This window comes from Pseudomonadota bacterium (assembly GCA_026388315.1).
Lineage (GTDB): Bacteria > Desulfobacterota > Syntrophorhabdia > Syntrophorhabdales > Syntrophorhabdaceae > MWEV01.
On record JAPLKA010000081.1, the window covers coordinates 12,668 to 37,334 of the forward strand.

Sequence of the window (24,667 nt, forward strand, 5' to 3'; positions counted from 1 at the left end):
GTTAATTGTATCAGTGTTGTTTCAAGCTCTATTCTTTTCGCTTCGGTTTCTTCCGGAGAGGCATCCCTGCTTATGTATATCGGGTCTCCCCACAGAAAAACAACCCTGGAAAAGGGGTATGGGAGAATAAAGCTATCCCATGATTTGAAAGTTTTTTTTTACTTGCGCCGTAGGTTAAAGGCATTATAGGTTTTCCCGTCAATTTCGCAAGTTCTATAATGCCCTTTTTTACGCTATATTTTGGCCCTTTAGGACCGTCAGGTGTTATGGCTACATCAAAACCATTTTTCAAATCAGATATTATTTCCCGGAGCGAAGAAATGCTTCCTTCTTTCCTGTAGGAACCCCTTATGGAGCCAAGACGGAAATAGGTCATGATCCGCGCAATAAACTCACCATCTCTGTGCCTGCTTATCAAGACCTTCCCCTTCCCCCTTCTGTTTGCAAAAGGCATCATAAGCAGTCTTCCATGCCAGAAACAAACAATAAATGTTTCGCCATTATCCCACATCTTGTAAGCGGTTTCGTGATATACATGGCGTACTTTTGTGGTCAATTTTATAAAGGTTATGAATACATAGACCAACGGGGGAAGTACATGTAACATAATAATATATTTTGCTTTTTTAAACATTTTTTACCTTTTTCGGAATTTTTATCACCTTTTTTGATGAAGTATCTCTAAATTGCAGTTCATACAGCTTCTGATAAGGTCCTTCTAACTCTATCAATTCTTTATGTGCTCCAGCCTGAACTATTGTTCCTCCTTCGAGGACAATAATCCTGTCTGCGTTCATTATAGTGGAGAGTCTGTGTGCAATGACAATCGTTGTCCTCCCCTTCATTAAATTATCAAAGGCCTTCTGCACCTCCACCTCTGAAGCTGCATCAAGAGAGCTTGTGGCCTCATCCAGGATAAGGATCGGGGTATTTTTATAGAGGGCTCTTGCAATAGCTATCCGTTGTTTTTGCCCACCCGACAAACGTATGCCCTTTTCGCCAACTACGGTATCATATTGTTTGGGAAGCTTCGTTATAAAATCACAGGCATACGCCATCCCGGCTGCCTCTTCGATTTTTTCCATATCCTGAGTCTCACCATAACATATATTTGACTTAATGGTGTCATTAAAGAGGATTACATCCTGTGTAACAAGGGCAATATTCCTTCTTAAAGAGTTAAGGGTTATATTCCTTATATCAATATTATCAACCTCTATGCATCCTCTTGTCACATCATAGAAACGGGGGATAAGATTTGCCAGAGTAGTTTTTCCTACCCCGCTTTCTCCTACAATAGCAAGGATTTCGTTCTGGTTAATTTTCAAGTTTATGTTATTCAGTATCATCTTATCGTCGTACCTAAAAAATACATCTTTAAAATCAATAATGCCTCTGACCTTTTCAAGGTTGATTGCATCGTCATGTTCAAGTATTTCTGGTTTGCGATCGATAACCTCAAACACCCTCTGGCTGGCGGCAAGTCCCTGTTGTATGTTGTGGTTTTCCCGGTTAAGCCTCTTGATCGGCTCATAGAGCATTAAAAGAGCAGCCGTGAAGGAGAAAAAATTACCGGGCGTTGACTTACCGGATATAACCTCACTACCTCCATACCAGATTATAACGGCTATAGCGATCCCGCCAAGCACTTCCATTATGGGAGAAGAAAGCGCCCGTATTTTATAGCGCTTTAAGATAATATGAAATAGTGTTTCGTTTTCTTCCTTAAATCTCTTGCTCTCATATTCTTCCATGCAAAAGGCCTTAACAATGCGTTGGCCGGTGATGGTTTCGTGCAAAAAATTGGTTAATTTTGCCATCTCTTTTTGTGTTTTCGTACTTATCCTTCTCAATCTTCTCCCGAAGCTGACAATAGGGTATATCGCAAAAGGCAGGACAACAAAGGCAATGGCTGCAAGTTTCCAGTCCCTGTAAAAAACAACGAATATAAGGCCGATAATAGTAAAAACATCCTTCAGGATCGCCGTAAAAGCATCAGATACAGCACTTTGTACCAGTGTCACATCATTTATTATTCTCGAAATTATCGTACCAGTTGGAGTCTTGTCAAAGTATGCTAAGGGCTGTTTCTGCAATGCGTTAAAAATTTCATCCCTTATATCTGTAATCACTTTCTGCCCTACAAAACCCATCAGGTATGCCTGGAAATAATCAAAAATACCCTTTAAAAGGTAGAGTATAACTACCCCGAAGGGGATTATGCTAAGCATTGTTGCATTTTTTTCGAAAAATATGTTGTCCAATACAGGTTTTACAATATATGCAGTCAAACCGTTTGTGGATGCCACAAGGGCCATAAAAATCATGGCAAAAACAAGTTTTGGCCAGTAAGGTTTTAGATACGTAAGGAGTCTAAGGTAGAGCGCCATATGTATGTTCCAAAAACTCTACTATTATTTTTGCTGCCATCTTATAAGAATTCTCTTTTCCAAGCTTTATTTTCATATTATCAATTTCGACTTTTATCTTTTCCTTACCATTACTTAACATATAGAGCGCTTTCTCTGCAATCTTTTCAACGTCGAATGTTTGAATAAATTCAGGGAAAACCTCTTTTCCGGCTATGATATTGGGCAAACTGATATAGTTAATCTTCACAAGCAGTCTCGCAAAAACATACGATAACGGTGATATCTTATAAATAACAATCGTTGGCGTTCCAAGGATTGCCGCCTCAAGGGTTGCACTGCCCGATGCAATGATCGCCAGGTCAGAATTCGCGAGAGCATCGTATGACAAGCCTTTTAAATACGTGATCTCTATATTTCCTTTCTGGTATTTCTCAATAATCTTCTGGTCAATGTTTTCAGCCAGAGGCAACAATATTTTCAGGTTTTCAACCCTTTTCTCAATCGCTTCGATTATGTCCATCAGGATGGGCATGTGCTTTTCTACCTCATTATCTCTGCTCCCGGGCATAATCGTTAAAACAGGAGCCTTTCCGTCAGTCCCTGCCATTCTTAAAAAATCCTCTCTCGTATGCAAAGGTTTAACAATTTCCATGTACGGGTGTCCTGCATAGGCTACGTCAATGGAATAATCTTCATATATTTTTTTCTCAAAGGGGAGGATACAGATTACCTTATTCACATATTTTTTTATTTTATATATCCGTTTCTTTCTCCATGCCCATATCTGGGGTGGGATGAAATAGATGACAGGAATACCGAGGTTATGCGCAAACCTGGCTATTCTCATATTGAAACCCGGAAAATCTACCAGAATAAGCAGCGATGGCCTTTTCTCTCTCAAATGCTTTTTTATTTTACTGAAGGCATCCCGAATATGGTGAAGCTTTGAAAATATTTCACTCAGGCCGGTTAATGATATATTTTTGTAATCGTAAACAATGTCTACGCCTGTGTCTCTGAGCTTAGTACTGCCAATTCCGCTGAATTGAAAATCAAAAGAATGTTTTAACTCATCGATGAGGTGGGATGCATGAATTTCGCCAGAAAGCTCACCGGTTATGATGACTATCTTTTTATTAAACTTTCCGTTAAGCTTTGTTTCTGGCAATATATGCTTTGATTTGTTCGGCAATGACAAGGGCCCTTAATCCCTCTCTACCTCCGACACACAGTGTCTTATCACCCCTGATCGAATAAATAAATTCTGACAATTCTTCTTTTACAGAATCTACCTTATCTGCTTCGTATTCGAGGGTCTCGATACTTCCATCCTGTTTTTTGGTTTTACCTGTTAATCTGCCATTCAGCAAGTCTACAAAATATTGTTTATTCTTCTCAAATATTGTGATGTTCCTTTCTTTATTAACCGATACCCTGCTGGCAGTTATACAAGCAACGCAACCCCCTGCAAACCCAAGCCATGCGCTCACCATATCCAGTTTATCAGAGGCAAAATGTAAGCCATGCGCCCTTATTTCCGTTACATCTTCTTTCACTATAGAAAGTGTCAAATCAATATCATGGATCATCAGATCCAACACTACATCGATATCCGTGGACCTGCCGGTGAAATTACTCATTCTCCGGGCTTCTATAAATAAAGGTTTTTTGATGTGAGATATTGCCTCCTTGTACGCCGGGTTAAATCTCTCCAAATGGCCAATCTGCAAGATTAAGCCCTGCTTTTCTGCAAGTTCAACAAGTTCTTCTCCCTGGCTTATTTCCGATGTTATTGGCTTTTCGATAAAAACATGGACTCCTTTTTCAAGGAAATATTTTGCAACTTCGTAGTGTGTCCCGGTTGAGCTTGCTATGACAACTCCTGCCTGACCATCAGGAATATCTCTATGGTCTGCAAATATTGGTACCTGATGCTTTTCAGATATATTATTTAATATATTCCTGTCAACATCAACCACCCCTCCGACTTCAACATCTTCGAAATCTATCAGTTTTCCGAGGTGTATCCTGCCCATATGACCAGCGCCGATAAGGGCGATTTTCAACGACATATTCCCCTCTTTGAGTTATTGATGAAATCTATCAATTCTTTTATCTTTTCACCATCCAATTCTTCCTGAATTATTTTAAGTGATGTACTGAGCGGCAAAGACGACCTGAAGAGAATTCTGTATGCCTTTTTTAATTTTAAGATTTCGTCCTTCGAAAAATTATGCCTCTCAAGACCCACAACGTTCAGTCCATAAGGCTTAGCCCTGCTCCCGGCAGCTATTATATAAGGGGGTATATCTTTTGGAACACCTGTAAGCCCGCTTATAAAAGCATATTTCCCAATTTTGCAAAACTGGTGTACTGCGCAAAGACCGCCAAAAATAACAAAGTCATCCACCTCTACATGTCCGGCAAGTGTTGCACAATTTGCCATAATGATATTATTCCCAACGACACAGTCATGGGCAATATGGGCATATGCCATAATGAAGTTGTTGTTTCCCACTTTAGTGACACCGCTGTCGTGTGGAGTCCCCCTGTTAATTGTCACATATTCCTTTATAATGTTGTTATGCCCTACCACTACCGTGGTATCTTCGCCCTTATATGTAAGATCCTGTGGCGGACTGCCAATGGATGTGAAAGAGCTGATTGTACAGTTTTCACCAATCTCGGTACCATCCTGGATAATAACGTGTCCAAGGATTTTTGTTCCCTTTCCTATCTTCACCTTTTCTTCAATAATGCAATAAGGGCCTACATGGACATCAGAATCGACATGCGCATTTTTATGAATGATTGCAGTTGGGTGTATCAACGTATTCTCCTTATTCCTGTTTTAACATTGCCATAATTCTCGCTTCAGCAACAACTTCATTGTCAACATAGGCTTTACCCTCAAAAACCCATATTTCTCTTCTGTGTTTTATGACCTCTAAAACAAGTTTTATCTGGTCCCCGGGAATCACAGGTTTTCTGAAACGTGCATCATCAATGCCTGTAAAAAATACCAGGCCTTTTTTCTCCGGAAAGCTTTTAAATGCAAGAACCCCGCCTGTTTGAGCCAGGGCTTCAATAATGAGTACCCCGGGCATAATTGGTCTTTGCGGAAAATGACCTGTGAAATAAGGCTCATTAAAAGTCACATTTTTTATACCAACAATTCTTTTAGCAGGTTCGAATTCAAGAATCCTGTCTACAAGGAGAAAGGGATAACTATGAGGCATAAGTTGCATTATTTCATTAATATCAATCATCTCAAGCCTCCAGATTGAGTCTTTTTTCTATTTTTTTCATCCTCTCATACAATTTTGGCAGGTTCTTAAGATAGCCTTGAAGCTTTAACCATTCCTTATGCGGCATATGGGGCGTACCTGAGATGAGAGAATTATCAGGGACATCCTTTGTGATCCCCGTTCCTCCTGCTGCCATCACATTATTCCCGATGCTTACGTGATCCTTCACGCCAACCCGCCCCGCAAGAACCACATTGTTACCTACAGAGGAGCTTCCCGCAATTCCCACCAGAGCCACAATGATAGAATTCTCACCAATGGACACATTATGTGCAATCTGAACAAGGTTATCAATTTTTGTGCCTTTTTTAATGATAGTTCTTCCAAGAGAAGCCCTGTCAATCGTTACGTTCGCTCCAATCTCCACCTCATCCTCTATTTCCACAATTCCGAGTTGGGGAATTTTCACATGTCTCGATCCATCCCATACATAACCAAACCCATCACTTCCCAAAACTGCACCACTGTGAATAATTACATTTTTCCCTATTATCACCCCATCGTATACCGTAACATGAGGATACATGATCGTACCCTCTCCGATTACTGCATTTTCACCTATATGAACAAACGGATAGAGAATGGCATTGCTTTGGACTACTGCCCCTTCGCCGATATACACATACGGGTAGACACTTGCTGTCTCTGATACTTCTGCACCCTTTGAAACAGAGGCTAAGGGGTTTATTCCCTTCGCTTCGGGATATCCTTTATGAAAAATCTGTGCTGCCCTGGCATATGCAAGCCCAGGATTTTTCGCAATGATAAGGTTTTTATCGGAATAATCATCAGGATTTATATCCTCACCGACAATGATGGCCGATGCTTTTGTGTCTTTTATGTGTTTCCTGAAACTTTTCTGGGAAAGAAAGGTTATATCGCCTTCCTGCGCTTCAATCATGCCTGAAATACGCGTTATGGCGATATTCCCATCGCCTGTTAAACGGCCCCCTATTTTTTCAGCAATATCTTTTAATGTAATCATTTTTTAGGAGCTGGCTTCTTTTTCGCAAAATCATTATATTGGGCAATGACTTTATTCGTTATATCAATTGAAGGACTTGCAAAGAGTATGCCTGCCTGACTTTTTTCGAGAATAAGGGTGTGCTTATCTTTTTCTCCTATGGTTTTGATTACCTGTTCAACATCTTTTAATATTCTCTGAGTAAACTCTCCATCTTTTTGCTGCAACTCAGTCTGGTAATCATTGGCTAATCTCTGATAATCTTTCTGTTTATTCTGAAAATCTTTTTCTTTTCCAGCCCTTGCATCCGGGGTAATTGTGGCGCTCTGTCGCTCTATTACATCCTTCATTTTTTGTAACTCTTCCTGTTTGCCGTCCAACAGCTTCTTTAATCTCTCGGCTTCGCCTGTCAGTGAATTTTTTGCTTCCTTGCCTTTGTCAGATTCAAGCATAACCCTCTGAAGATCAACGTAAGCGATGTTTAAATTCTGAGCATTAACCGGGAATGTCAAAGTAAATAGAGTAGAAAGAGCAACCAGGACAATAAAAATAAAATTCTTCATACTGCCTCCTTTTAATATTGTGTACCCATAGCAAAATCAAAAACGCTTCCTCGCTCATCCTGTCTTGGATTAAGATTAAACCCAAGTTCAAGACGAATTGGACCCATAGGAGAAAACCATCTTATACCAAACCCTGCTGAGGTCCGGACACCGTTCAGCAGCCAACCGTTTGAATCGTCAAAGGCATGTCCCGCATCGAAAAACAGCACACCTTTAAACCCGGCAGGTTTATAAATGGGGAAAATCCACTCACAATTAAAAAACAATTGATTCTTGCCTCCGATAACTTCTCCGGTATTATCCAGTGGACCTGCTTCGCCGTATTTAAAACCCCTTACCGTTTGCAACCCGCCTACATAAAATTTTTCATAAACAGGCACTTCTTTTCCTCCATACCCTTGTATCGTTCCAGCGGTACCTCTTATAAAAAACGTGCTATCCCAGAAACCAGCAGGAATATATCTCCCATAAAAAGCTATGACCCTATAGAAAGAGTTATCGCCGGCGAATGGGCCACCTGCAAGCTCAAAGGATGTTTCTGTATTTATTCCTATGTGAGGGTTCATTATATCATCAATGGTGTTCTCTCCAAGGGAAAAAGTTACACTGCTTGTTGACAATGTGCCTGCCTGATCCTGTATATAAGTGCTTGCTGAAGCATCGATATTTGTTACACTGGTGGTCTCATACCTGTACCTGACGCTTCCTTTTACATCATCAGTCAGGGGCTTTATAAGGGATACACTTCCGCCCCATTTATTATAAGTATATGTATCCATAATTCTTCCAAAATTGAATACGCTTAACCCCGCATGCATGTTTAAATCAAAAATATAAGGTTCTAAATACGAAAAATTATATTGCTGCGTAATAGCGCCCAAAGAAGCCGTAAGATAAAGTTTTCTTCCTGTGCCCAGGAAGTTTTCTTGAGATATACTTCCAGACAGAATGAGCTTATCATACGAACTGTAGCCAACCCCGGCACTCAAAGAACCTGTAGGTTTTTCTTCAACAGTAATATCCGTATTGATCTTGTCCGGCTCATCTGTTTTTATAATCTTGAAATCGGCATTTTTAAAAAATGTGGTGTTTCTCAGGCGCTTCTGACTTTTTTTAAGGTTTGTTGCAGAAAACCTTTCACCCTCTACAATTCTCAACTCCCTTCGCACCACCTTGTCTCTTGTCTTCGTATTTCCCAATATATTGATTCTGTTGATAAATATCTCTTCGTTTTTCTTTATATCAAAAGTAATATTTACTTTTTGTGTTTCATCATCTATTAAAGTGAGGGGGGAGATTTCGCAGAAGGCATAGCCTTTATCCTGGTAAAAATCGTTAAGCCTCATAACATCCCGTTGAAACATGGTGGACCTGAAGGTATTATCAGTTTTACTTCTTAACTCTTTATTCATTACCTCTTTATCGAATAAAATATCCCCGGAAAAATCTACTGAGCCTACTTTGTATAGATTTCCCTCCTCAACGGGTAATGTAAGGCTCATCGTTTTCCCATCCTGAGAAATTTTAACGTCAGGAACACCTACCTTTACCCTCACATAACCGTTGTCGTTATAAAAGGCTTCGATGTTTTTCCTGTCATCATCAAGCGCCTCTTCATCGAGAATACCGGAACCATCAAACCAATAAAACATGTCTTTCTTTCTTGTTCTCATAAAATCTTTCAACTTACTGTCTTTAAATGTCTTATTCCCCGTAAAAGCAATTTTTGTAACATATGCCTTCTCGGGTTCATCAATTAAAAACTTTACGCTTGCCTCGTAGCCTTCCTCATAATCAATTTCGTAATTAACCTTTGTTGCATAATAACCTTTGCTTGAATAAAACTTTCTGATTTCATCCATGCTTTCTTTTATCTTTTCAATATTAAGTACGGTGTTGGTTTTGATTTTAAGTTTTTCAGTGATTTCGGTTGTTTTGAGTTTTTTATTGCCTGACAATAAGATATTTTTGATTGGTGGTCTTTCAATAACCACAAAAGTTACGGTTTTCCCTTTATCGGTATCCTGAACGTCTATCTGGACATCGCTAAAAAAACCAGTTTTATAGATATTTTTCATGTCGTCCTGGATTTTATCAAGGCTGTATGGTTCGTTTTCCTTGATTTTTATGTTGTTCATTATAAAACCTGTGTCGATCCTTTCGTTTCCCGTCACGTTGATCTTTGCAATTTTATTTGGCTCATCGGCCCGGATAATACCCGGAAACGCGCAGAAAACCACTAAAAAAATGACAATAATTGTCTTGAAAGTCCTCATTAAGAATAGCAAAATTAACAGAAAAATGCCTTATTGTAAAGGTAAAAAGTCAGACAGCTCTTTAAACAAATAATTTGAATATACGTGCGTTCCAACGTATAATTTCACCTGTATGTGCAAAGTATATCTTGTAGGAGCAGGACCAGGAGATTTAAGGCTTATTACATTAAGAGGCTTTGAACTCATTCAAAAAGCAGACGTCATTATTTATGATTATCTGGTCAATAAAGATCTTTTAAGCTATTCCAGAAGTGAAGCTGAGCTTATATACGTTGGGAAACAGGCATCTCAACATGAATTGCCTCAATACGACATTAATAGTCTGTTAGTCGAGAAGGCAAAAAAAAGGGGAATTATAGTGAGATTAAAGGGCGGCGATCCTTTTATTTTTGGAAGAGGCGGGGAAGAGGCTGAGTTTTTATATGAACACGGGATAGATTTTGAAATCGTCCCCGGCGTCACATCTGCCATATCTGCACCAGCCTATTCAGGTATTCCCCTTACCCACAGAGATTATGCATCCACAGTCGCCTTTATTACAGGACACGAAGATGATAAAAAGGGACAATCCACAATCAAATGGGATGAGCTTGCCAAAGGGCCGGATACACTCGTATTGCTTATGGGCATAAAGAACCTGAAAGAAATTAAGGAAAAATTGATAAATGGAGGTAGAAATCCTCAGACTCCTTCGTGCATCATTCAATGGGGTACCCTGCCCGAGCAGAAAGTTGTTACAGGGCCACTACATAAAATAGACACACTTGCCGAAAAAGAACGGATAAAACCACCGGGAATAATTATTGTTGGTGAAGTAGTAAATCTGAGAAAAAAACTGAAGTGGTTTGAAAACAAACCCCTTTTTGGAAGAAAAATAGCAGTAACAAGGGCGCCGCACCAATCAATAAAACTTGGGGGACTTCTCACTGAAAAAGGCGCACAAGTAATGTATTTACCAACTATAGAGATCATACCTATAGAACCGAATGAACCCCTCGTGGAATCGATACATTTCATTGAGAAGTATTGCTGTATTATATTTACCAGTGTTAATGGTATCTCTGTATTTTTTGATAACCTTTTTAGATGTGGCAAGGATATAAGGGCTTTACATGGCATAAAGATCCTGCCTATCGGGGAAGCTACCGCCTCTCTTCTGAAATCTAAAGGCATTGTTCCTGACTTTCTTCCGGAAAAATTCATTTCGGAAGGAATCATAGACGTGCTTAAAGGCATGGAAATTAAGGACAAGCAGTTTCTTCATCCACGGGCAGAAGAGGCAAGGGATGTGATTGTCGAATATATCAGAAACCAGGGAGGACTGTGCGATGTAATCCCCATATACAAGACTGCTTTACCGAAATCCCCTGCCTTACTTACAAAAAAACCTGACATCGTAACATTCACAAGTTCCTCGACAGTAAACAACTTTATCAAGCTATACGGAAAGAATGTCTTACAGAATACTTTAATCGCCTCAATAGGCCCCATCACAACAGAGACATTAAAAAACCACACTGTTGATGTTCATATAGAGGCTGAGCGGTATGATATAAATGGTTTGGTTGAAGCCATAGAATCTTACTTTAAAAAATGATGATGCTGGATGGCAATTAGCTGATAGCTGAAGGAGATGTTCATGTACTCAACACGCATATACTACCAGGACACAGATGCCGGCGGTGTGGTCTATTTTGCTAATTATCTCAAATTTTTCGAAAAATCCTGGTTTGAATACCTGCTGTCAATCGGTATTTCTATCCCTGAATGGGAAAAACAGGACACATATATTATAGTCAGAACTGTAACTATGGACCTGCTCGAAAAATTAAAATACGGAGATATTATTCAAGTCGCTACATCTGTGACAGAGATAAAGAATTCCTACTTTATTCTCTCACATACAGTGTTCAAAGAAGGAAAACCCACCACAAAGGGCGAAACCAAAATGGTCTGCATAAACATGGCCGGCAAACCCAAACGAATTCCAGATGAATTTAAAAATAAACTATTAAAAAATTCTTAATTCTAAATTCACAATTCTAAATTGCAATTATTTCCCCCGCAGCGCTTCCCAGCTTTTCAGTATCTGGAGACCCATGGCAAGTTGAAAATCATCATCTGCGGTATTTTTGTTATTAGAATTATCTTTAGAATTATCTAATGTCTTTATTTGTTTTTCAGTTTTTCCTTGTTTGTCGGGTTTTTCCGGTTTATCAGTTTCAATATGTTTATTAAGGTCTTTTTCCTTCAGAACCATTCCTTTTTCTTTGCCCCGCACAATGTTACTATCAACGGCAATATCCGGTGAAATACCCTCTGCCTGGATCGAACGGCCCTTTGGTGTATAATATTTCGCCGTAGTTAATCTTACAGCAGAACCGTCTCCGAGCGGAAAAATAGTCTGAACTGAGCCCTTACCAAAGGTCTTTGCGCCTACAATAATAGCCCTCTTATAATCCTGCAAAGCACCGGCAACAATCTCCGATGCGCTTGCGCTTCCTTCATTGACAAGCACTACAAGAGGACCAACATAATCACTTTTTTTATGTGCATAAAACTTCATATTACTGTCCTCTTTCTTCTTGCCATCAATGGACACAATTAAACCATCTGTGAGGAATTTATCCGATATTTCAACAGCCTGCTCAAGGAGTCCACCAGGGTTATTTCTCATATCAAGAATAACACCCTTTAATGGTTTTTCCTTGTTACTCTGTTCTAACTCTTTCATGGCATTATCAAAATCCTTTGATGTCTTTTCCTGGAATTGCACTATTCGAATATACCCATAATTATCTTCAATCATTCTATACTTGACGCTTTTGACAACAATAACGTCCCTCACTACTTTAAATTCCTGAGGAGTTGTAAATCCTTCTCTCATTATCGTTAATGCAACGGGTTTACCTTTGGTCCCCCGTATCATTTTTACAATATCAATAAGATTCATATTCTTTGTAGGTTTTCCATCAATCCTCACAATGTGATCCCCTGTTTTGACACCAGCCTTGTATGCAGGCGTATCTTCTATTGGCGTAATCACTACGGGAAAACCATCTTTTACGGTAATCTCAATGCCTATACCACCAAATTCGCCCTTCGTTTCTGTCTGCATATCCTTATACATATCGGGCGTCAAAAATGATGAATGAGGGTCAAGAGATTCAAGGATACCCTTGATGGCAGAATAGACAATTTCTTTATCCTTCACTTCATCAACATAATTTTTCTTAACAAGGTCTATAACATCAGAGAATGTTTTCAAATATTCATAGATCTCCTTGTTGTCATTGCTTGGATATACTCTTTTTCCCTGGGCACCCATAAGAAAACCAAGGATAAAAACAATGACGAAAAACATGCTTAAAGACAGCTTCAGCTTTTTACTCATATACACATCCTCCTGACGTGATAATACTACAATCCTTTTAAATTTTCAATGATTTAGCAAATAGCAATTAGCTTATAGTGTTTAGCCGTTAGTTATCAAAAATATTTTATAAGCTTCGAGGCGCTACAAAAGATAGTAGATTCCCACGGGCAAGCACGTGGCACTGATATATACACGCGTTGCGTGAATAATAATGCATTCACCCACGCTTGAAAGCGTGATCCTCATACCTTGCGTCTTTGGTGGGTAAGAAGTACCGCGAATGTAAGTGAGTGGCATCTACCCAGCGAGCACCGCGAGCGAGAGGGGGAGGCTCCGCGGGCCGGGGCACCCGCTTGCGGGTCGTGTGGAGGGGGCGACGCAAGCCCCTGCAATAGGTTGTCGCTAATAGCGAATAATTTATGTTATTCTTTACCTTATGGAAACTGTTTTTGTTGCTATGAGTGGCGGTCTGGACAGCTCATTCGCTGCGTACCTTTTAAAACAGAAAGGTTACAAAGTCGTGGGAGTTACCTTTCAACTCCTGCCGGAATCCATGAAAAGCGTAAGAAACCCTAAAGCTTGCTGCTCGAGCGAAACCATCAACAGGGCTAAAAAGATTGCCGATAATTTATCCATACCCCACTATGTGATTAATTTAAGAAGAGAATTCGAAGAACATGTGATAGAAAATTTTATACATGAATATAAGTCGGGGAGAACACCTAACCCGTGTATCCTCTGTAACCGATACATTAAATTCTCTGCCTTCCTGAAAATGGCCCTATCCATAGGGGCAGATAAGGTGGCAACAGGCCATTATGCGAACATTAAAGAAACAACCGGGGGATTCATTATACAAAAAGGGTTCGATACCGCTAAAGACCAGTCTTACTTCCTGTATCCCATTGCAAAAGAGTCCTTGAAATACATCCTCTTCCCTCTCGGCTTACAAACAAAGGCCAGCCTTAAAGAAAGAATGTATGAAATAAAGTGGGAGTATCAAAAAGTAAAAGAAAGCCAGGATATCTGTTTCATTCCGGGGAGTGATTACAGGGAGTTCATGTCCGGTTTAGTCGGTCTGCATAAAGGGCCGGTTTATTCCGTTGAAGGCAAGTTGTTAGGACATCACGATGGCATTCATCTTTACACAATCGGCCAAAGGAGAGGATTAAAAATTCCTTACAAAGAACCTCTGTATGTGGTTGACATATTGGTTGAGGAAAACACCATTATTGCAGGGCCCAAAGAATCTCTTAAAAGAAAAAGGCTCCTTGCCAACAATATCAATATTTTACAAAAAACGACAAGCCAAATCACAGGCAAAATCCGATACAGGCAAAAAGAAGAACCCTGTACATACAGTGTTTCAGGGGATTCGCTCGAAGTAGAATTCACAAACCCTGTCTATTCTATCACGCCCGGACAATCGGTTGTACTCTACGATGGGGATACAGTCGTAGGTGGAGGAATAATAAATAACAGTATCAGAGAAACCTGTTGACAACAGAGAGCTGATGGTATAATTAATGAGAAAAAGGAGGGAAAAGCGATGCCGATATACATAATGTTCAGTAAGTTAACGAACGAAGGTAGAGCAACGATTAAAAATCATGCGGAACGCATTAAAGAAGTTGATAAAGAAATTGAAAATATGGGCGCCAAAGTTCTTGTGCAGTATGCAACTCTTGGCTTTTATGATTTTATAAATATCCTCGAAGCGCCAAATAATGAAACCATAGCAAGGGTATCTATCGAGCTTGGTTCGAGAGGAACAGTTCAAATCGTAACCATGCCGGCTATTCCTATCTTCGAATTCATAGAAAAGATGGAAGGACCGTATATACCTCCCACTTACTCAAAGCAGCCCGAAATTCCTAAGGAATATGAAGATAAAATGTTCGGATAGCTCAGGGATTAGCCCATAAATTTTCTGAAAATATCTCTTGCTATGACAATTCTCTGGATCTGGTTTGTACCTTCATAAATCTGGGTCGCCTTTGCATCCCTCATCATTCTTTCCACGGGATATTCTTTCGTATAGCCACATCCTCCAAGAATCTGCACTGCATCGGTAGTGACCTTCATGGCCACATCCGATGAATAAACCTTCGCCATGGCCGATAGTTTATCCACACCGATGGCGCTCATTTTGTCCCTTTCATAGACCTTCATATCAAGCAGATGAGCCGCATCGTAGACAAGCGCCCGCGCAGCCTCAACCTGAGTGGCCATATCAGCAACCATGAATTGAATACCTTCGAAATCTGCCAGTTTCTGTCCAAATTGTACCCTCTTCCAGGCATATTCTACTGCATAATCGAGGGCACCCTGGGCTATTCCTACTGCCTGTGCGCCTACGGCCGGTCTTGAAAGATTTAATGTTGACATGGCAATATCCCAGCCGTCTCCTTCTTTGCCAAGCAGATTGTCCTTTGTGAGCCTTACGTTGTCAAATATCAGTTCAGTAATGTCGGAACCAATCATACCCATTTTCTCTTCACTCTTTCCTATGGTGACACCGGGATAATCTCTCTCAACATAAAACGCGGAGATACCTTGTGTCCTCAATTTCGGGTTTGAGTTGACAAAAACTGTGTATATCTGGGCATTAGCTCCATTCGTTATCATACATTTTTTACCATTTAAATAATAATAATGGCCGTCTTTTGTTACGCTCGTTCTCATGTGGGATGCATCAGAGCCGGCGTCAGATTCAGACAAAGCAAAGGCAACAAGGTATGGTTTATCCGGTTCTGTAATCTTGCTGTATATGTACTCCTTCTGCTCTTCGTTTGCTGAAACCATAATGGGCATCAAGCCAACGTTGTGGGCAAGCGGTATAAGTGATGATGCACCGGATACCTTTGCAAGTTCCTCAATAACGAGGCAGAGAGAAGTAATATCTCCGTCAAGCCCTCCAAAACGTTCCGGGAGCATGAGATACAAAAAGCCCTGTTTTTTATATATATCCACAAGATCCCATGGAAATGCGCCTGTTGCATCTATTTCTTTTGCCCTTGGGGCAACCTTTTCATTTGCTATCTTTTCAGCAATCATTCGAATCATGCCATGCTTTTCAGAAAGATTCAGCATCCAGACAACCTCCTTTTAGTTGACAAAATCGCATTACTTCTAACATAATTTTCCTATAAATTAAATACAAATAAGGAGACACCATGTCTAAGGTATTTTTTACAGATTTAAGGACAAATCCGAAAAGAAACCTGTTGAATAAGATTGAGGATTTACTAAACAGAACAAAGGTAAACGAGAAAGTAAAGAAAAATGATATTGTTGCTATAAAAATACATTTTGGTGAACAGGGCAATACCTCATACCTGAGACCGGTCTTCCTGAGGACTATCGTCGAGAAGGTAAAAAGTGCAGGCGGGAAACCTTTTCTTACGGATACAAACACCCTCTACACAGGGTCAAGAAGCGATGCTATCAACCACATCACAACTGCAATACACAATGGTTTTGACTATGCCTGCGTTGATTGTCCGATCATCATAGCCGATGGGCTTCGCGGGGCAAGCGGTGAAAAGGTTTCAATAAATGGAGAAATCCTTAAAGAAGTTAGTATCGCCAGGGAAATTGTCGAGGCAGACGCTATGGTTGTGGTCACCCATTTCAAGGCCCATGAGCTGTCAGGTTTCGGAGGCTCAATAAAAAACATGGGGATGGGCTGTGCCACACGCGAGGGGAAACTTGTCCAGCACAGCAACGTTGCACCAAAAATCAACGTTAATACCTGTAAAGGTTGCAAGACCTGCCTTGAATATTGCCCTGCAGAGGCAATTTCAATGTCATCAAAAAAGTCTTTCATCAATCCAGAAAAATGCATCGGCTGCGGTGAATGTATCATTATCTGCCCTTTCCATGCCATTGAGATCCAATGGAATGAATCACCGGATATTTTCCAGAAAAAGATGGTGGAATATGCCTGCGGCGCCTTAAAGGGAAAAGAGAAAAAGGCTATCTATATTAATTTTGTCATGCAGGTAAGCCCTGCCTGTGACTGTTATCCCAATAGTGATGCCCCCATCGTAAGAGACATTGGTATACTTGCATCAACAGACCCCGTGGCTATAGATACAGCGTCATGCGATCTCGTGAACAATGAAAAATCTATTCCTAATACAGCAATAAAAAAACCCCTCAAGAAAGGGGATGACAAATGGAGGGCAATCTACCCCACAATAGACTGGAATATACAGCTTGACCATGCGGAAAAGTTAGGACTGGGGGAACGAAAATATATACTGGTGAAGATTTAAGCTTAGTAATTGATTGTAATGTCAGGTAATTTTATTTTTTATTTACCGAATAAAATATTAACTCACGTCATTTTTTTTGTAAGCAGGATATGAGTAAGGAAGGCACTGCTAAAGGAGATTATTATTGAAATTCCCGTACCACCCCACAGCCCAAGAGGAACAAAGGTATATCTTGCCGCAATCCCATAAATCACAACGCTTATCGCACCAAAGATTGAAGCCTTCATTACCGCTGAAGAAAACCCGGCTCCATGGGAAAAATAGGTGATAAGCAGTGTTCCCAGAAACATTGCAGGAAACATAGTGAATACACCGCCCAGAAGAGGTCCGCCAATTCTTGTCATAACAACAGCGATTGTAACAATGAACCCGCTGATAAGACCCCGTATAACCATAAGGGTAAAGGTAAGCTTTACCTTCCTGCTCGATTCAGATTTAACCTGTAATTTTTTTTCCACAAAATAAAAGGAAACCAGTAACAGGTCAATATAACCAACAACAGAAAAGACAAAGTTATTAAATTTGAAAATCACAAGCAAGAAAGAAAGAATAAACCATACAGCCAGCGCACCGGATAAAGCCAGCCAGAAATTGATTCTAACAAGCAGGATATATGCCACGATAAAAAGACAATTTATCCCCCCGACTATGGGCACAACGGTTGTAGCTTCGGCAGCTACTTTTGTAGACTGTGTCCATGCAATAAAAAATAGTCCAAGCAGGATGGTTGATGGAAGCCCCGCCACAAGTCCACCCACTTTGCTGCCATATCGTTCAGCAACAATAGTCCCTGATGTGACCCAGACACTCCCCACGACAAAAGACAATATAAGTTTTAATAAAAAGATGTTATCCATAATTTAAAACAAATTCAAAATTCCAAGCACCAAATCCCAAATAAGCACAAAAAAATATAATTAATAAGGATATTCAATAACCAATAATCAAATTACAATATACAAACAAATTACAAATTACAATAACCAAAAATGATAAACTCGTAAAAAGTTGGTAAGGAAATTCTAAGCACTAATCTTTTGAATTTGTTTGGAATTTGGATATTGGAGTTTGGAATTTGCAAGCATAAATTTCAAATATGTTTGGTTAGGATTTAGATACTCGGATTTAGGATTTTCTCCCACGATATTGATAATAATAGCATTTAATATCGCCATTATAAAGTTTACGATTGTTATCGGCCTTTTTACTGAAGAATCTCTCAAACCCGGTGTGTGCTGTGAGAATAAAAAATGACCACGAATCAAGCCGTAAGAAGGCTTCACCCATAACCCTGTAAATGCTTTCTACCTCTTTCTCGTCCCCTACCCTTTCACCGTAAGGCGGATTGCAGATTACATACCCATGCTTTTTGCCGGATCGAAACTCCGATACGGGAAGCTTCTGAAAGGCAATGCAATCTTCCACACCTGCATTTTGTGCATTCGCTCTTGCCTTTTTCAAGACATAACCGTCAACGTCAGATGCAAGGATTCTAAAATCAGATTCCTTCACCAGGGCAGATGCATCATTCCTTACTTCATCCCAGGCCTGTTTCGGGATCTGATGCCACTCCTCGGAAACAAAGGTCCTTTTCAAACCAGGGGCAATGTTTTTTCCTATCATGGCAGCCTCTATGGGGATCGTGCCGGAACCGCAAAAAGGGTCTGCAAGCACAACAGAAGGATTCCACCTGCTCAACATGACCAGTCCTGCCGCAAGCGTCTCCCTGAGTGGCGCTTCTCCAGTGCCTTCCCGGTAACCCCTCTTATGGAGACCAGCCCCTGTTGTGTCTATTGTAAGTGTTGCAATATCCTTTAATAAGGCTACCTCTATTTTGTAAACCGGTCCTGACTCTTCAAAATGTGAAGTCCGGTACTTCCTTTTCATGGCCTCTACAACCGCTTTTTTGACTATTGCCTGACAATCTTTGACGCTGAACAGCTTTGATTTTATTGATTTGCCAGTAATGTGCATCTTCCCTTTGAGAGGGACAATCTCCTCCCATCTGACCTTTAATGTCCCCTGGAAAAGCTCTTCAAAATCAGTTGCCTTGAATCGGGCAACTTCAATAAGCACCCTGTCTGCAACCCTGAGCCACACATTACATCGGGCAATATCCTTTTCATCGCCTTCAAAAGAGACCTTCCCATTCTCAGTAGCAAGAACGGAATAGCCAAGTAACTTTAGTTCGTATGCTACCACAGATTCAAGACCAAAAGTAGATGTGGCAATGATTGTATATTTCGACATTTACAAAAAAACTCCTAACGTTCAATCAATTTCGTGCGGTACTGGATATAGATGTCGCGCATGGCCACATAAGGGTCGATGGCTGCCTCTTTGATCATCTCATATTCACCCAGATGGAATGAGGTGTCGTTGACCTTTTCGTGGACGTATAGCCCTACGCTTTCCGGGCTGAACCATTCCGAACTGACGTAAGTTGTGGGCCTTAGCGTCCAGTCCACAAGCCATCCAAATCCGTCACGTGGACTGGAAGGACCGAGGAAAGGCAATACAAGATAGAAACCGAAACCGACACCATATTTGCCAAGCGTCTGGCCGAAATCCGCATAGCGGCCGTTGATCCCGAAACACTCTTTTGCGCAATCCCTTAAACCCCCTACTCCAAGAGTGGAGTTGATGAAAAACTTTGCAAGCTCAATCGCTGCAAACCGCGGCTTCCCTTGCAGCAAATTGTTCACGATGCGAATAGGCGCCTTGATGTTTTCGTAGAAGCTGCTGAAGAGACCCCTGACTTCTTCCGGCACAACATACTTATAGCCATGGGCAAGGGGTTTCCATACCCAGAAATAGACTTTATCGTTAAAGTGATATATAGCCATGTTAAAGGGCTCTATAGGATCGGCAATACGCAGCTCTTCGCCGGCGGCGGCTTCTTCTTCAGTCACATTGCCGTATTCATCGGAGGACTTTTCTGCGGCGGTAACCGGAACAGACCCGGCTTCTTCAGTCACATTGCCGTATTCATCGGAAGACTTCTCTGCGGCGGTAACCGGAACAGACCCGGCTTCCTCCGACTGTTCCCCTGCCGCCGGAACATTTATAACAGCGCTAATATTCGGATCGGGGCTATCAGAGGCTGCGTGCAGGGGTGGACAGCCGAGAAACAGAAAGAGCAGGAGAATCAGGCTTATTGTCGGTCTGAGAAAGTTTATCCTTTTCAAACACAGTGTCATATCCTGCCGCCTCACTTCTTCCCGACCTTCTTGCGCAGGGTCTCGAGGAGCGTCTCCGGCGGGTTGTTTCCGAGTATCTCCCGGAACTGGGTGCGGTAGTTGTTAATCAAACTCACCCCTTCGATGACCACATCATATACCTTCCAGTTATTTTCCTTTTTCATAACTCTATAAAAAATGGGTGTTTCGCCGCCCTTTGACACGATTGTACTCTGGACCTCCACCGTAGTTTCAGAAAGAGGTACCTCCCTGGTAAAGTTTACCCGCTCATTGGTGTAAGCTGTGATTTTATCGACGTAAGCGTTTTTGAGTATCGTCCTGTAAAGCTCAACGAATTCTTTTCGCTGCTCCGGGGTAAATTTGTTCCAGTTCAGGCCCAGGGTCCTCTTGGAGAGTTCCACATAATCGAAAAGCTTGTCAGCAGCGGCCTCAACTCTTTGCTCTTTTACCTTTTTGCCCGCTTCTCCTTTGAGCTTGGGGTCGCCGAGTATGTCGAGTACGCCGTTCACATTTGTTTTTACGGTCTCGAGCGGAACGCCTGCAAAGGTATGAATGGGGAGCATTAACATCACCACAAGCATGAGTCTACCAAACCATCTTTTCACAATATCCTCCTTGGTCTTTATAAAGAAAGTGATGAAGAATGGCAATGTAAGGTAAAAGTGGAAACGTAAAACGCGCAACTGAAAAGTATTCAAAATTCTTAATTCATAATTCTTCATTGTATTTGCATTTGACATTGCCTACTTAGTCAGTTTTTCCGGGGCCTTGTCCGGCTCTTTTTTGGTGTCCCCGAATGCATACTTGCCTATCAGATCTTCGATGTCCGCCGGTACAGAAGTTTGCGTGATCATGCCGCCCGGCTTCAGAAGTTCGCCGGCTCCACCCGGGTCTATTTTTACATATTTATCCCCGATGAGCCCGGAGCTCTTTATGGTGGCTGACGCATCATCGTAGACCTTCATTTCTTTTTTAATAGCCATTCCAACGACCGCCATCTGTCTCTCGGCGTCTATGCTCAGGCTCGTCACACTGCCCACTTCGATCCCGTAAATTTCAACTGTGCTGCCGGCTCTCAGTGCAGATACCGAGGCGAACCGGGCATAAAGCGGGTACGTGTCTTGTCCGAAGAGAGAAACCTTGCCGAACTTCACGGTCATATAGCCAACACATACGAGACCAATCACCACAAAAACACCCACAGCCGTCTCTATGGAATACTTTTTCATTACGCACTACCTCCTGAATCGCATCGGTGTGTTGCAACAATCTCTTGTTTTGCCCGGGCATTCTCGATAATCTGATCGATGGTATCCGTGGGAGAGACCTCTGCAACCCCGGCACGGATGAAGATATCAAAACATGCTTCAGCGCCTATCTTCTCCGCGGCAATATTCTCAATACTGTCCAAGGCCTTCAGCTTCAGCTCCTGCGCAAAATTAGATACCAGTTTCTGTGCCTTGTCAATGCTCGTGTGAGGAAATATCGTCAGAATCTCATCCCTGCTGTGACGGGCAGAAAAACCCCCAATGGGGTTAAACCGCCTGTTGGTATATTCGCCGAGGGTCCTGAGGATTTCCATCGCTGCCTGTGGCCCTAACGCGTCATGCAGAAGATTCAGCCGAATGCTGAAAAGCGCCGCTGAAACGGCTGCTACCGTGGCCGTACCACCCAGCATAGCCGCATAATGGACTCTGAAGGCCTCCCGGGAAAGCAGACCCGTAAGTTCGTCCTCGAACCCTTCCAGGCTGCGGAGGAATTCATCGATAAGGGGAAGTTTCCGGTTGACGGCATCTTCGTAAGTCCCCTCGAAGCCGACCGTTCCCTCCCAGAGGATGACAATCCGGTCCGAGATAAAAAAGACATCAGGAATGTCGTGGCTGATCATAACGGCGGTAAACCCGAACTTTCTCCGGTAATGGGTAATCATACTCAGAATCATGTTTTTCCTGATGGGGTCCTGACCCGTGGTCGGCTCGTCAAAAAGCACGATCTTCGGGTCCGTCACCAGCGCCCGTGCCAGGGCCACCCGTTTCTGCATCCCGCCGGAAAGCTCCGAAGGGTACTTATGAACCGCTTCGGTAAGCTCTAAGTCTTCGATCCTTTTCAGTACCCGTTTTTCAATCTCTTTCTTGCTAAGATTCGTCGTCTGCCGCAGAGGAAATGCCACATTGTCGAAGACCGTCATCGAGTCGAGGAGGGCATTGTTCTGAAACAGATAGGCGATCGCTCTTCTGTATTCCTCCCATTCACGCTTTTTCATTTTATCAATGGGTTGTCCCTCAAAGAGGATAGTGCCCTCATCCGGTTTGAGGAGTCCGATAATATGTTTAAGAAGCACGCTTTTGCCTGTGCCGCTCTTCCCGATGATCGTCGTAATCTGGTTTTCATAGATTTTCAGGTTAACCTTGTCGAGCACGGTCTTTTCACCAAACCGCTTAGTGATGTTTCTGAATTCTATTAAAGGTGTTATCTCCATAAAATCCTTACATAAGAAATGACGTTACTACATAATCAGCAATCAGAATCATTACACATGAAAGCACAACAGCCGAGATAGTGGCAAGGCCTACCGACTTTGATCCATAACCATCGGTCCGCATATGGCAGAAATAGCCCTGAAAACAGCAGACGCAGGAGACAATGACAGCGAAAACCAGGGCTTTTATAAACCCACCCCTGACATCCACCATATCGAGGGAAGATTGCACACGGTAAAAATATGTGCCTCCGCTCGTCCCCAACAGGAGAACACCGGTTATATATCCCCCTATGATCCCGATGAGGTCAAAAAAGGCAGTGAGCAGGGGAAAACTGATGATTGATGCGGCGATCCTCGGGCTGATAAGATACCGCACAGGATCAATCCGCATGGTATACAGGGCATCGATTTGCTCTGATATACGAAGGATCCCGATCTCCGCAGCCATCCCGGAACCGGCACGTGCAGTGATCATGACTGCCGTGAGGACCGGCCCCATTTCCCTGATAAGCGAGAGGGATACGGCAGATCCGAGCGCCCCTACAGAGCCGAACTTTACCAGAGTATGAAAAAGCTGCAAACCGAGCACCATACCCGTGAAAAGACCCACCAGCATCACGATTAAGGACGATGTGGCACCGATATAGTATACCTGGTTTACGATCTCGCGGAATTGTTTTCGCCGGAAGATATTGATAAATGCCAAGGAAAAGAAAACAACCATTGCGCCAAGATTACCCACCAGACTGATAGTCCTTTTACCGATGGCAGGAAAGAGGAGTGCTAAAGGGTTGTTCCACTGTGGTGATCCTGTGCCTTTCACGTGTTCACTTTTTTCCTTTCTCATTAAAGTGGTGACCCTGCTGAGGACGCTCGAAGTATTCTAACTTCAACTGAATATGGATGCAAGTTGATTTTCTGTTTTTGGGGCCTGTCAAAGGGATACAACAGAGATATCGTGTATACTCATAATAATATTGTTTACCCGGGAGACGGTTCAAGAAGCCCCGCATTTTTGATCAGTTCAAGAACGTGATCCACCTCTTCGGTTCTCCCCCTTTTTCTTGCCCCATTTATGAAAATACTGCATTTCATGTTCAATTCCTCTATTGCAGCCGTTTTCATGTCGCTGCTTAAAACACCACTTTTAAGGATTTTAACGAGACTTTCTATCCTGAACCGGTCTATCGCTTCAACGCTCTTTGAAAGCTGGTCCTCGTGGCCACCCTGTTTGATAATCAGAGGTGTTTCGATGAACAAAACCGGGTATTGCGCTGTAATCCTCAACCACATATCATAGTCCTCACATACAGGCATGGATTCATCAAACAATCCGACCTTGTCAAAAACTTCTCTTTTTATGACAACTGACGACGGGCTTATAATGCACAGGGGCAGACATCTCTCAAATATATGACCTGAATATTTCTTGTGTCTCAATTTCTGATTCAGCCTTTTTCCGTTTCGTACCCATATTTCGTCTGTATATGATATAAAAAACCTTTCCCTTTTCATCAATTCCATCTGTGTGGAAAGCTTGCGTTTCAGCCACAGATCATCCACATCAAGGAACGAGATATACTCCCCTTTTGATATTGCAATGCCATAATTACGTGCGCTGCTGATACCCCCGTTTGCCTTCCAGACATACCTTACCGGAAATCCCCTGATTGCCCCTCGTATCTCATACCCCGAAGCTTGCTTAGAAAAGAAAATCTGTTCAAAATTTCTTGTTGATGCCTCAAAGCTTACCTCGGGGTGATTCATTTCATCATATGAATTGTCAGAGGAACCATCATCAACAACAATGATTTCTTTGTCTTGGTAGTCCTGATTAATGACTGAG

At 41.9% G+C, this 24,667-nt stretch carries 23 protein-coding genes and 1 pseudogene; 5 read left to right on the forward strand and 19 right to left on the reverse strand.

Annotation, left to right across the window (positions count from 1 at the left end; all coding sequences use genetic code 11):
* Positions 1–70: 70 nt before the first annotated feature.
* The 9 genes from NTX75_11005 to bamA are packed head-to-tail and all read right to left on the reverse strand — an operon-like array spanning position 71 to position 9,483.
* Positions 71–634 (reverse strand): lysophospholipid acyltransferase family protein, encoded by a 564-nt coding sequence (locus NTX75_11005; protein ID MCX5816748.1) that lies wholly within the window; start codon positions 632–634, stop codon positions 71–73.
* Positions 627–2,390 (reverse strand): lipid A export permease/ATP-binding protein MsbA, encoded by a 1,764-nt coding sequence (gene msbA, locus NTX75_11010; protein MCX5816749.1) that lies wholly within the window; start codon positions 2,388–2,390, stop codon positions 627–629. Before msbA ends, NTX75_11005 begins: the two co-directional genes overlap by 8 nt.
* Positions 2,374–3,540 carry a lipid-A-disaccharide synthase gene (gene lpxB / locus NTX75_11015; protein ID MCX5816750.1) on the reverse strand — a complete coding sequence of 389 codons (1,167 nt, stop codon included), beginning with the start codon at positions 3,538–3,540 and terminating at the stop codon, positions 2,374–2,376. The genes msbA and lpxB overlap by 17 nt, the downstream gene beginning before the upstream one ends.
* Positions 3,521–4,444: a Gfo/Idh/MocA family oxidoreductase gene (locus NTX75_11020; protein ID MCX5816751.1), complete on the reverse strand. Its 924-nt coding sequence runs from the start codon at positions 4,442–4,444 to the stop codon at positions 3,521–3,523. Before NTX75_11020 ends, lpxB begins: the two co-directional genes overlap by 20 nt.
* Positions 4,435–5,202: an acyl-ACP--UDP-N-acetylglucosamine O-acyltransferase gene (gene lpxA, locus NTX75_11025; protein ID MCX5816752.1), complete on the reverse strand. Its 768-nt coding sequence runs from the start codon at positions 5,200–5,202 to the stop codon at positions 4,435–4,437. The genes NTX75_11020 and lpxA overlap by 10 nt, the downstream gene beginning before the upstream one ends.
* Before the next feature lie 10 nt (positions 5,203–5,212).
* A complete protein-coding gene (gene fabZ / locus NTX75_11030; GenBank protein MCX5816753.1) occupies positions 5,213–5,641 on the reverse strand; it encodes a 3-hydroxyacyl-ACP dehydratase FabZ in 429 nt (142 codons plus the stop codon).
* A gap of 1 nt (position 5,642) precedes the next feature.
* Positions 5,643–6,665 carry a UDP-3-O-(3-hydroxymyristoyl)glucosamine N-acyltransferase gene (gene lpxD, locus NTX75_11035; protein MCX5816754.1) on the reverse strand — a complete coding sequence of 341 codons (1,023 nt, stop codon included), beginning with the start codon at positions 6,663–6,665 and terminating at the stop codon, positions 5,643–5,645.
* Positions 6,662–7,207 (reverse strand): OmpH family outer membrane protein, encoded by a 546-nt coding sequence (locus NTX75_11040; GenBank protein MCX5816755.1) that lies wholly within the window; start codon positions 7,205–7,207, stop codon positions 6,662–6,664. The genes lpxD and NTX75_11040 overlap by 4 nt, the downstream gene beginning before the upstream one ends.
* An 11-nt stretch (positions 7,208–7,218) precedes the next feature.
* Positions 7,219–9,483, reverse strand: a complete 2,265-nt coding sequence (gene bamA / locus NTX75_11045) for an outer membrane protein assembly factor BamA (protein MCX5816756.1) — start codon at positions 9,481–9,483, stop codon at positions 7,219–7,221.
* A 112-nt stretch (positions 9,484–9,595) separates the two neighbouring features.
* Between bamA and cobA the strand changes: the two genes are divergently transcribed.
* A complete protein-coding gene (cobA, locus tag NTX75_11050; GenBank protein ID MCX5816757.1) occupies positions 9,596–11,080 on the forward strand; it encodes a uroporphyrinogen-III C-methyltransferase in 1,485 nt (494 codons plus the stop codon).
* A gap of 42 nt (positions 11,081–11,122) precedes the next feature.
* The gene (locus NTX75_11055; GenBank protein MCX5816758.1) at positions 11,123–11,509 is read left to right on the forward strand and encodes a thioesterase family protein; all 387 of its coding nucleotides are present in this window, start codon (positions 11,123–11,125) and stop codon (positions 11,507–11,509) included.
* A gap of 27 nt (positions 11,510–11,536) precedes the next feature.
* Here NTX75_11055 and NTX75_11060 read toward each other — a convergent pair whose 3' ends face one another.
* On the reverse strand, positions 11,537–12,877 hold the full coding sequence (locus tag NTX75_11060; protein MCX5816759.1) for a S41 family peptidase: 1,341 nt from the start codon (positions 12,875–12,877) through the stop codon (positions 11,537–11,539).
* A gap of 418 nt (positions 12,878–13,295) precedes the next feature.
* Here NTX75_11060 and mnmA point away from each other — a divergent pair, with 418 nt between their 5' ends.
* Together mnmA and NTX75_11070 are read left to right on the forward strand one after the other, a co-directional pair.
* Positions 13,296–14,360, forward strand: coding sequence for a tRNA 2-thiouridine(34) synthase MnmA (gene mnmA / locus NTX75_11065; GenBank protein ID MCX5816760.1), 1,065 nt, complete (start codon positions 13,296–13,298; stop codon positions 14,358–14,360).
* Between the two features lie 48 nt (positions 14,361–14,408).
* Positions 14,409–14,765 carry a GYD domain-containing protein gene (locus NTX75_11070; GenBank protein ID MCX5816761.1) on the forward strand — a complete coding sequence of 119 codons (357 nt, stop codon included), beginning with the start codon at positions 14,409–14,411 and terminating at the stop codon, positions 14,763–14,765.
* Positions 14,766–14,773: 8 nt separating this feature from the next.
* Here the strand turns inward: NTX75_11070 and NTX75_11075 are convergent, their stop codons facing one another.
* Positions 14,774–15,952 carry an acyl-CoA dehydrogenase family protein gene (locus NTX75_11075; protein MCX5816762.1) on the reverse strand — a complete coding sequence of 393 codons (1,179 nt, stop codon included), beginning with the start codon at positions 15,950–15,952 and terminating at the stop codon, positions 14,774–14,776.
* A gap of 83 nt (positions 15,953–16,035) precedes the next feature.
* On the opposite strand from NTX75_11075, the gene NTX75_11080 reads away from it, so the two are divergent.
* The gene (locus NTX75_11080) at positions 16,036–17,139 is read left to right on the forward strand and encodes a DUF362 domain-containing protein (GenBank protein ID MCX5816763.1); all 1,104 of its coding nucleotides are present in this window, start codon (positions 16,036–16,038) and stop codon (positions 17,137–17,139) included.
* Positions 17,140–17,201: 62 nt separating this feature from the next.
* Here the strand turns inward: NTX75_11080 and NTX75_11085 are convergent, their stop codons facing one another.
* The 8 genes and pseudogenes from NTX75_11085 to NTX75_11120 all read right to left on the reverse strand — a co-directional run bounded on the left by NTX75_11085 (position 17,202) and on the right by NTX75_11120 (position 24,462).
* Positions 17,202–17,996, reverse strand: a complete 795-nt coding sequence (locus NTX75_11085) for a DUF3147 family protein (protein MCX5816764.1) — start codon at positions 17,994–17,996, stop codon at positions 17,202–17,204.
* Between the two features lie 268 nt (positions 17,997–18,264).
* A complete protein-coding gene (locus tag NTX75_11090; GenBank protein MCX5816765.1) occupies positions 18,265–19,389 on the reverse strand; it encodes a class I SAM-dependent RNA methyltransferase in 1,125 nt (374 codons plus the stop codon).
* A gap of 14 nt (positions 19,390–19,403) precedes the next feature.
* On the reverse strand, positions 19,404–20,339 hold the full coding sequence (locus NTX75_11095; GenBank protein MCX5816766.1) for a VacJ family lipoprotein: 936 nt from the start codon (positions 20,337–20,339) through the stop codon (positions 19,404–19,406).
* 11 nt (positions 20,340–20,350) lie between these two features.
* Positions 20,351–20,944, reverse strand: a complete 594-nt coding sequence (locus tag NTX75_11100) for an ABC transporter substrate-binding protein (GenBank protein MCX5816767.1) — start codon at positions 20,942–20,944, stop codon at positions 20,351–20,353.
* A gap of 138 nt (positions 20,945–21,082) precedes the next feature.
* The gene (mlaD, locus tag NTX75_11105) at positions 21,083–21,568 is read right to left on the reverse strand and encodes an outer membrane lipid asymmetry maintenance protein MlaD (protein ID MCX5816768.1); all 486 of its coding nucleotides are present in this window, start codon (positions 21,566–21,568) and stop codon (positions 21,083–21,085) included.
* Positions 21,568–22,818 carry an ATP-binding cassette domain-containing protein gene (locus tag NTX75_11110; protein ID MCX5816769.1) on the reverse strand — a complete coding sequence of 417 codons (1,251 nt, stop codon included), beginning with the start codon at positions 22,816–22,818 and terminating at the stop codon, positions 21,568–21,570. The genes mlaD and NTX75_11110 overlap by 1 nt, the downstream gene beginning before the upstream one ends.
* Before the next feature lie 7 nt (positions 22,819–22,825).
* Positions 22,826–23,668 (reverse strand): ABC transporter permease, encoded by an 843-nt coding sequence (locus NTX75_11115; GenBank protein ID MCX5816770.1) that lies wholly within the window; start codon positions 23,666–23,668, stop codon positions 22,826–22,828.
* Between the two features lie 134 nt (positions 23,669–23,802).
* A pseudogene (locus NTX75_11120) lies at positions 23,803–24,462 on the reverse strand (glycosyltransferase).
* Between the last annotated feature and the right edge of the window lie 205 nt (positions 24,463–24,667).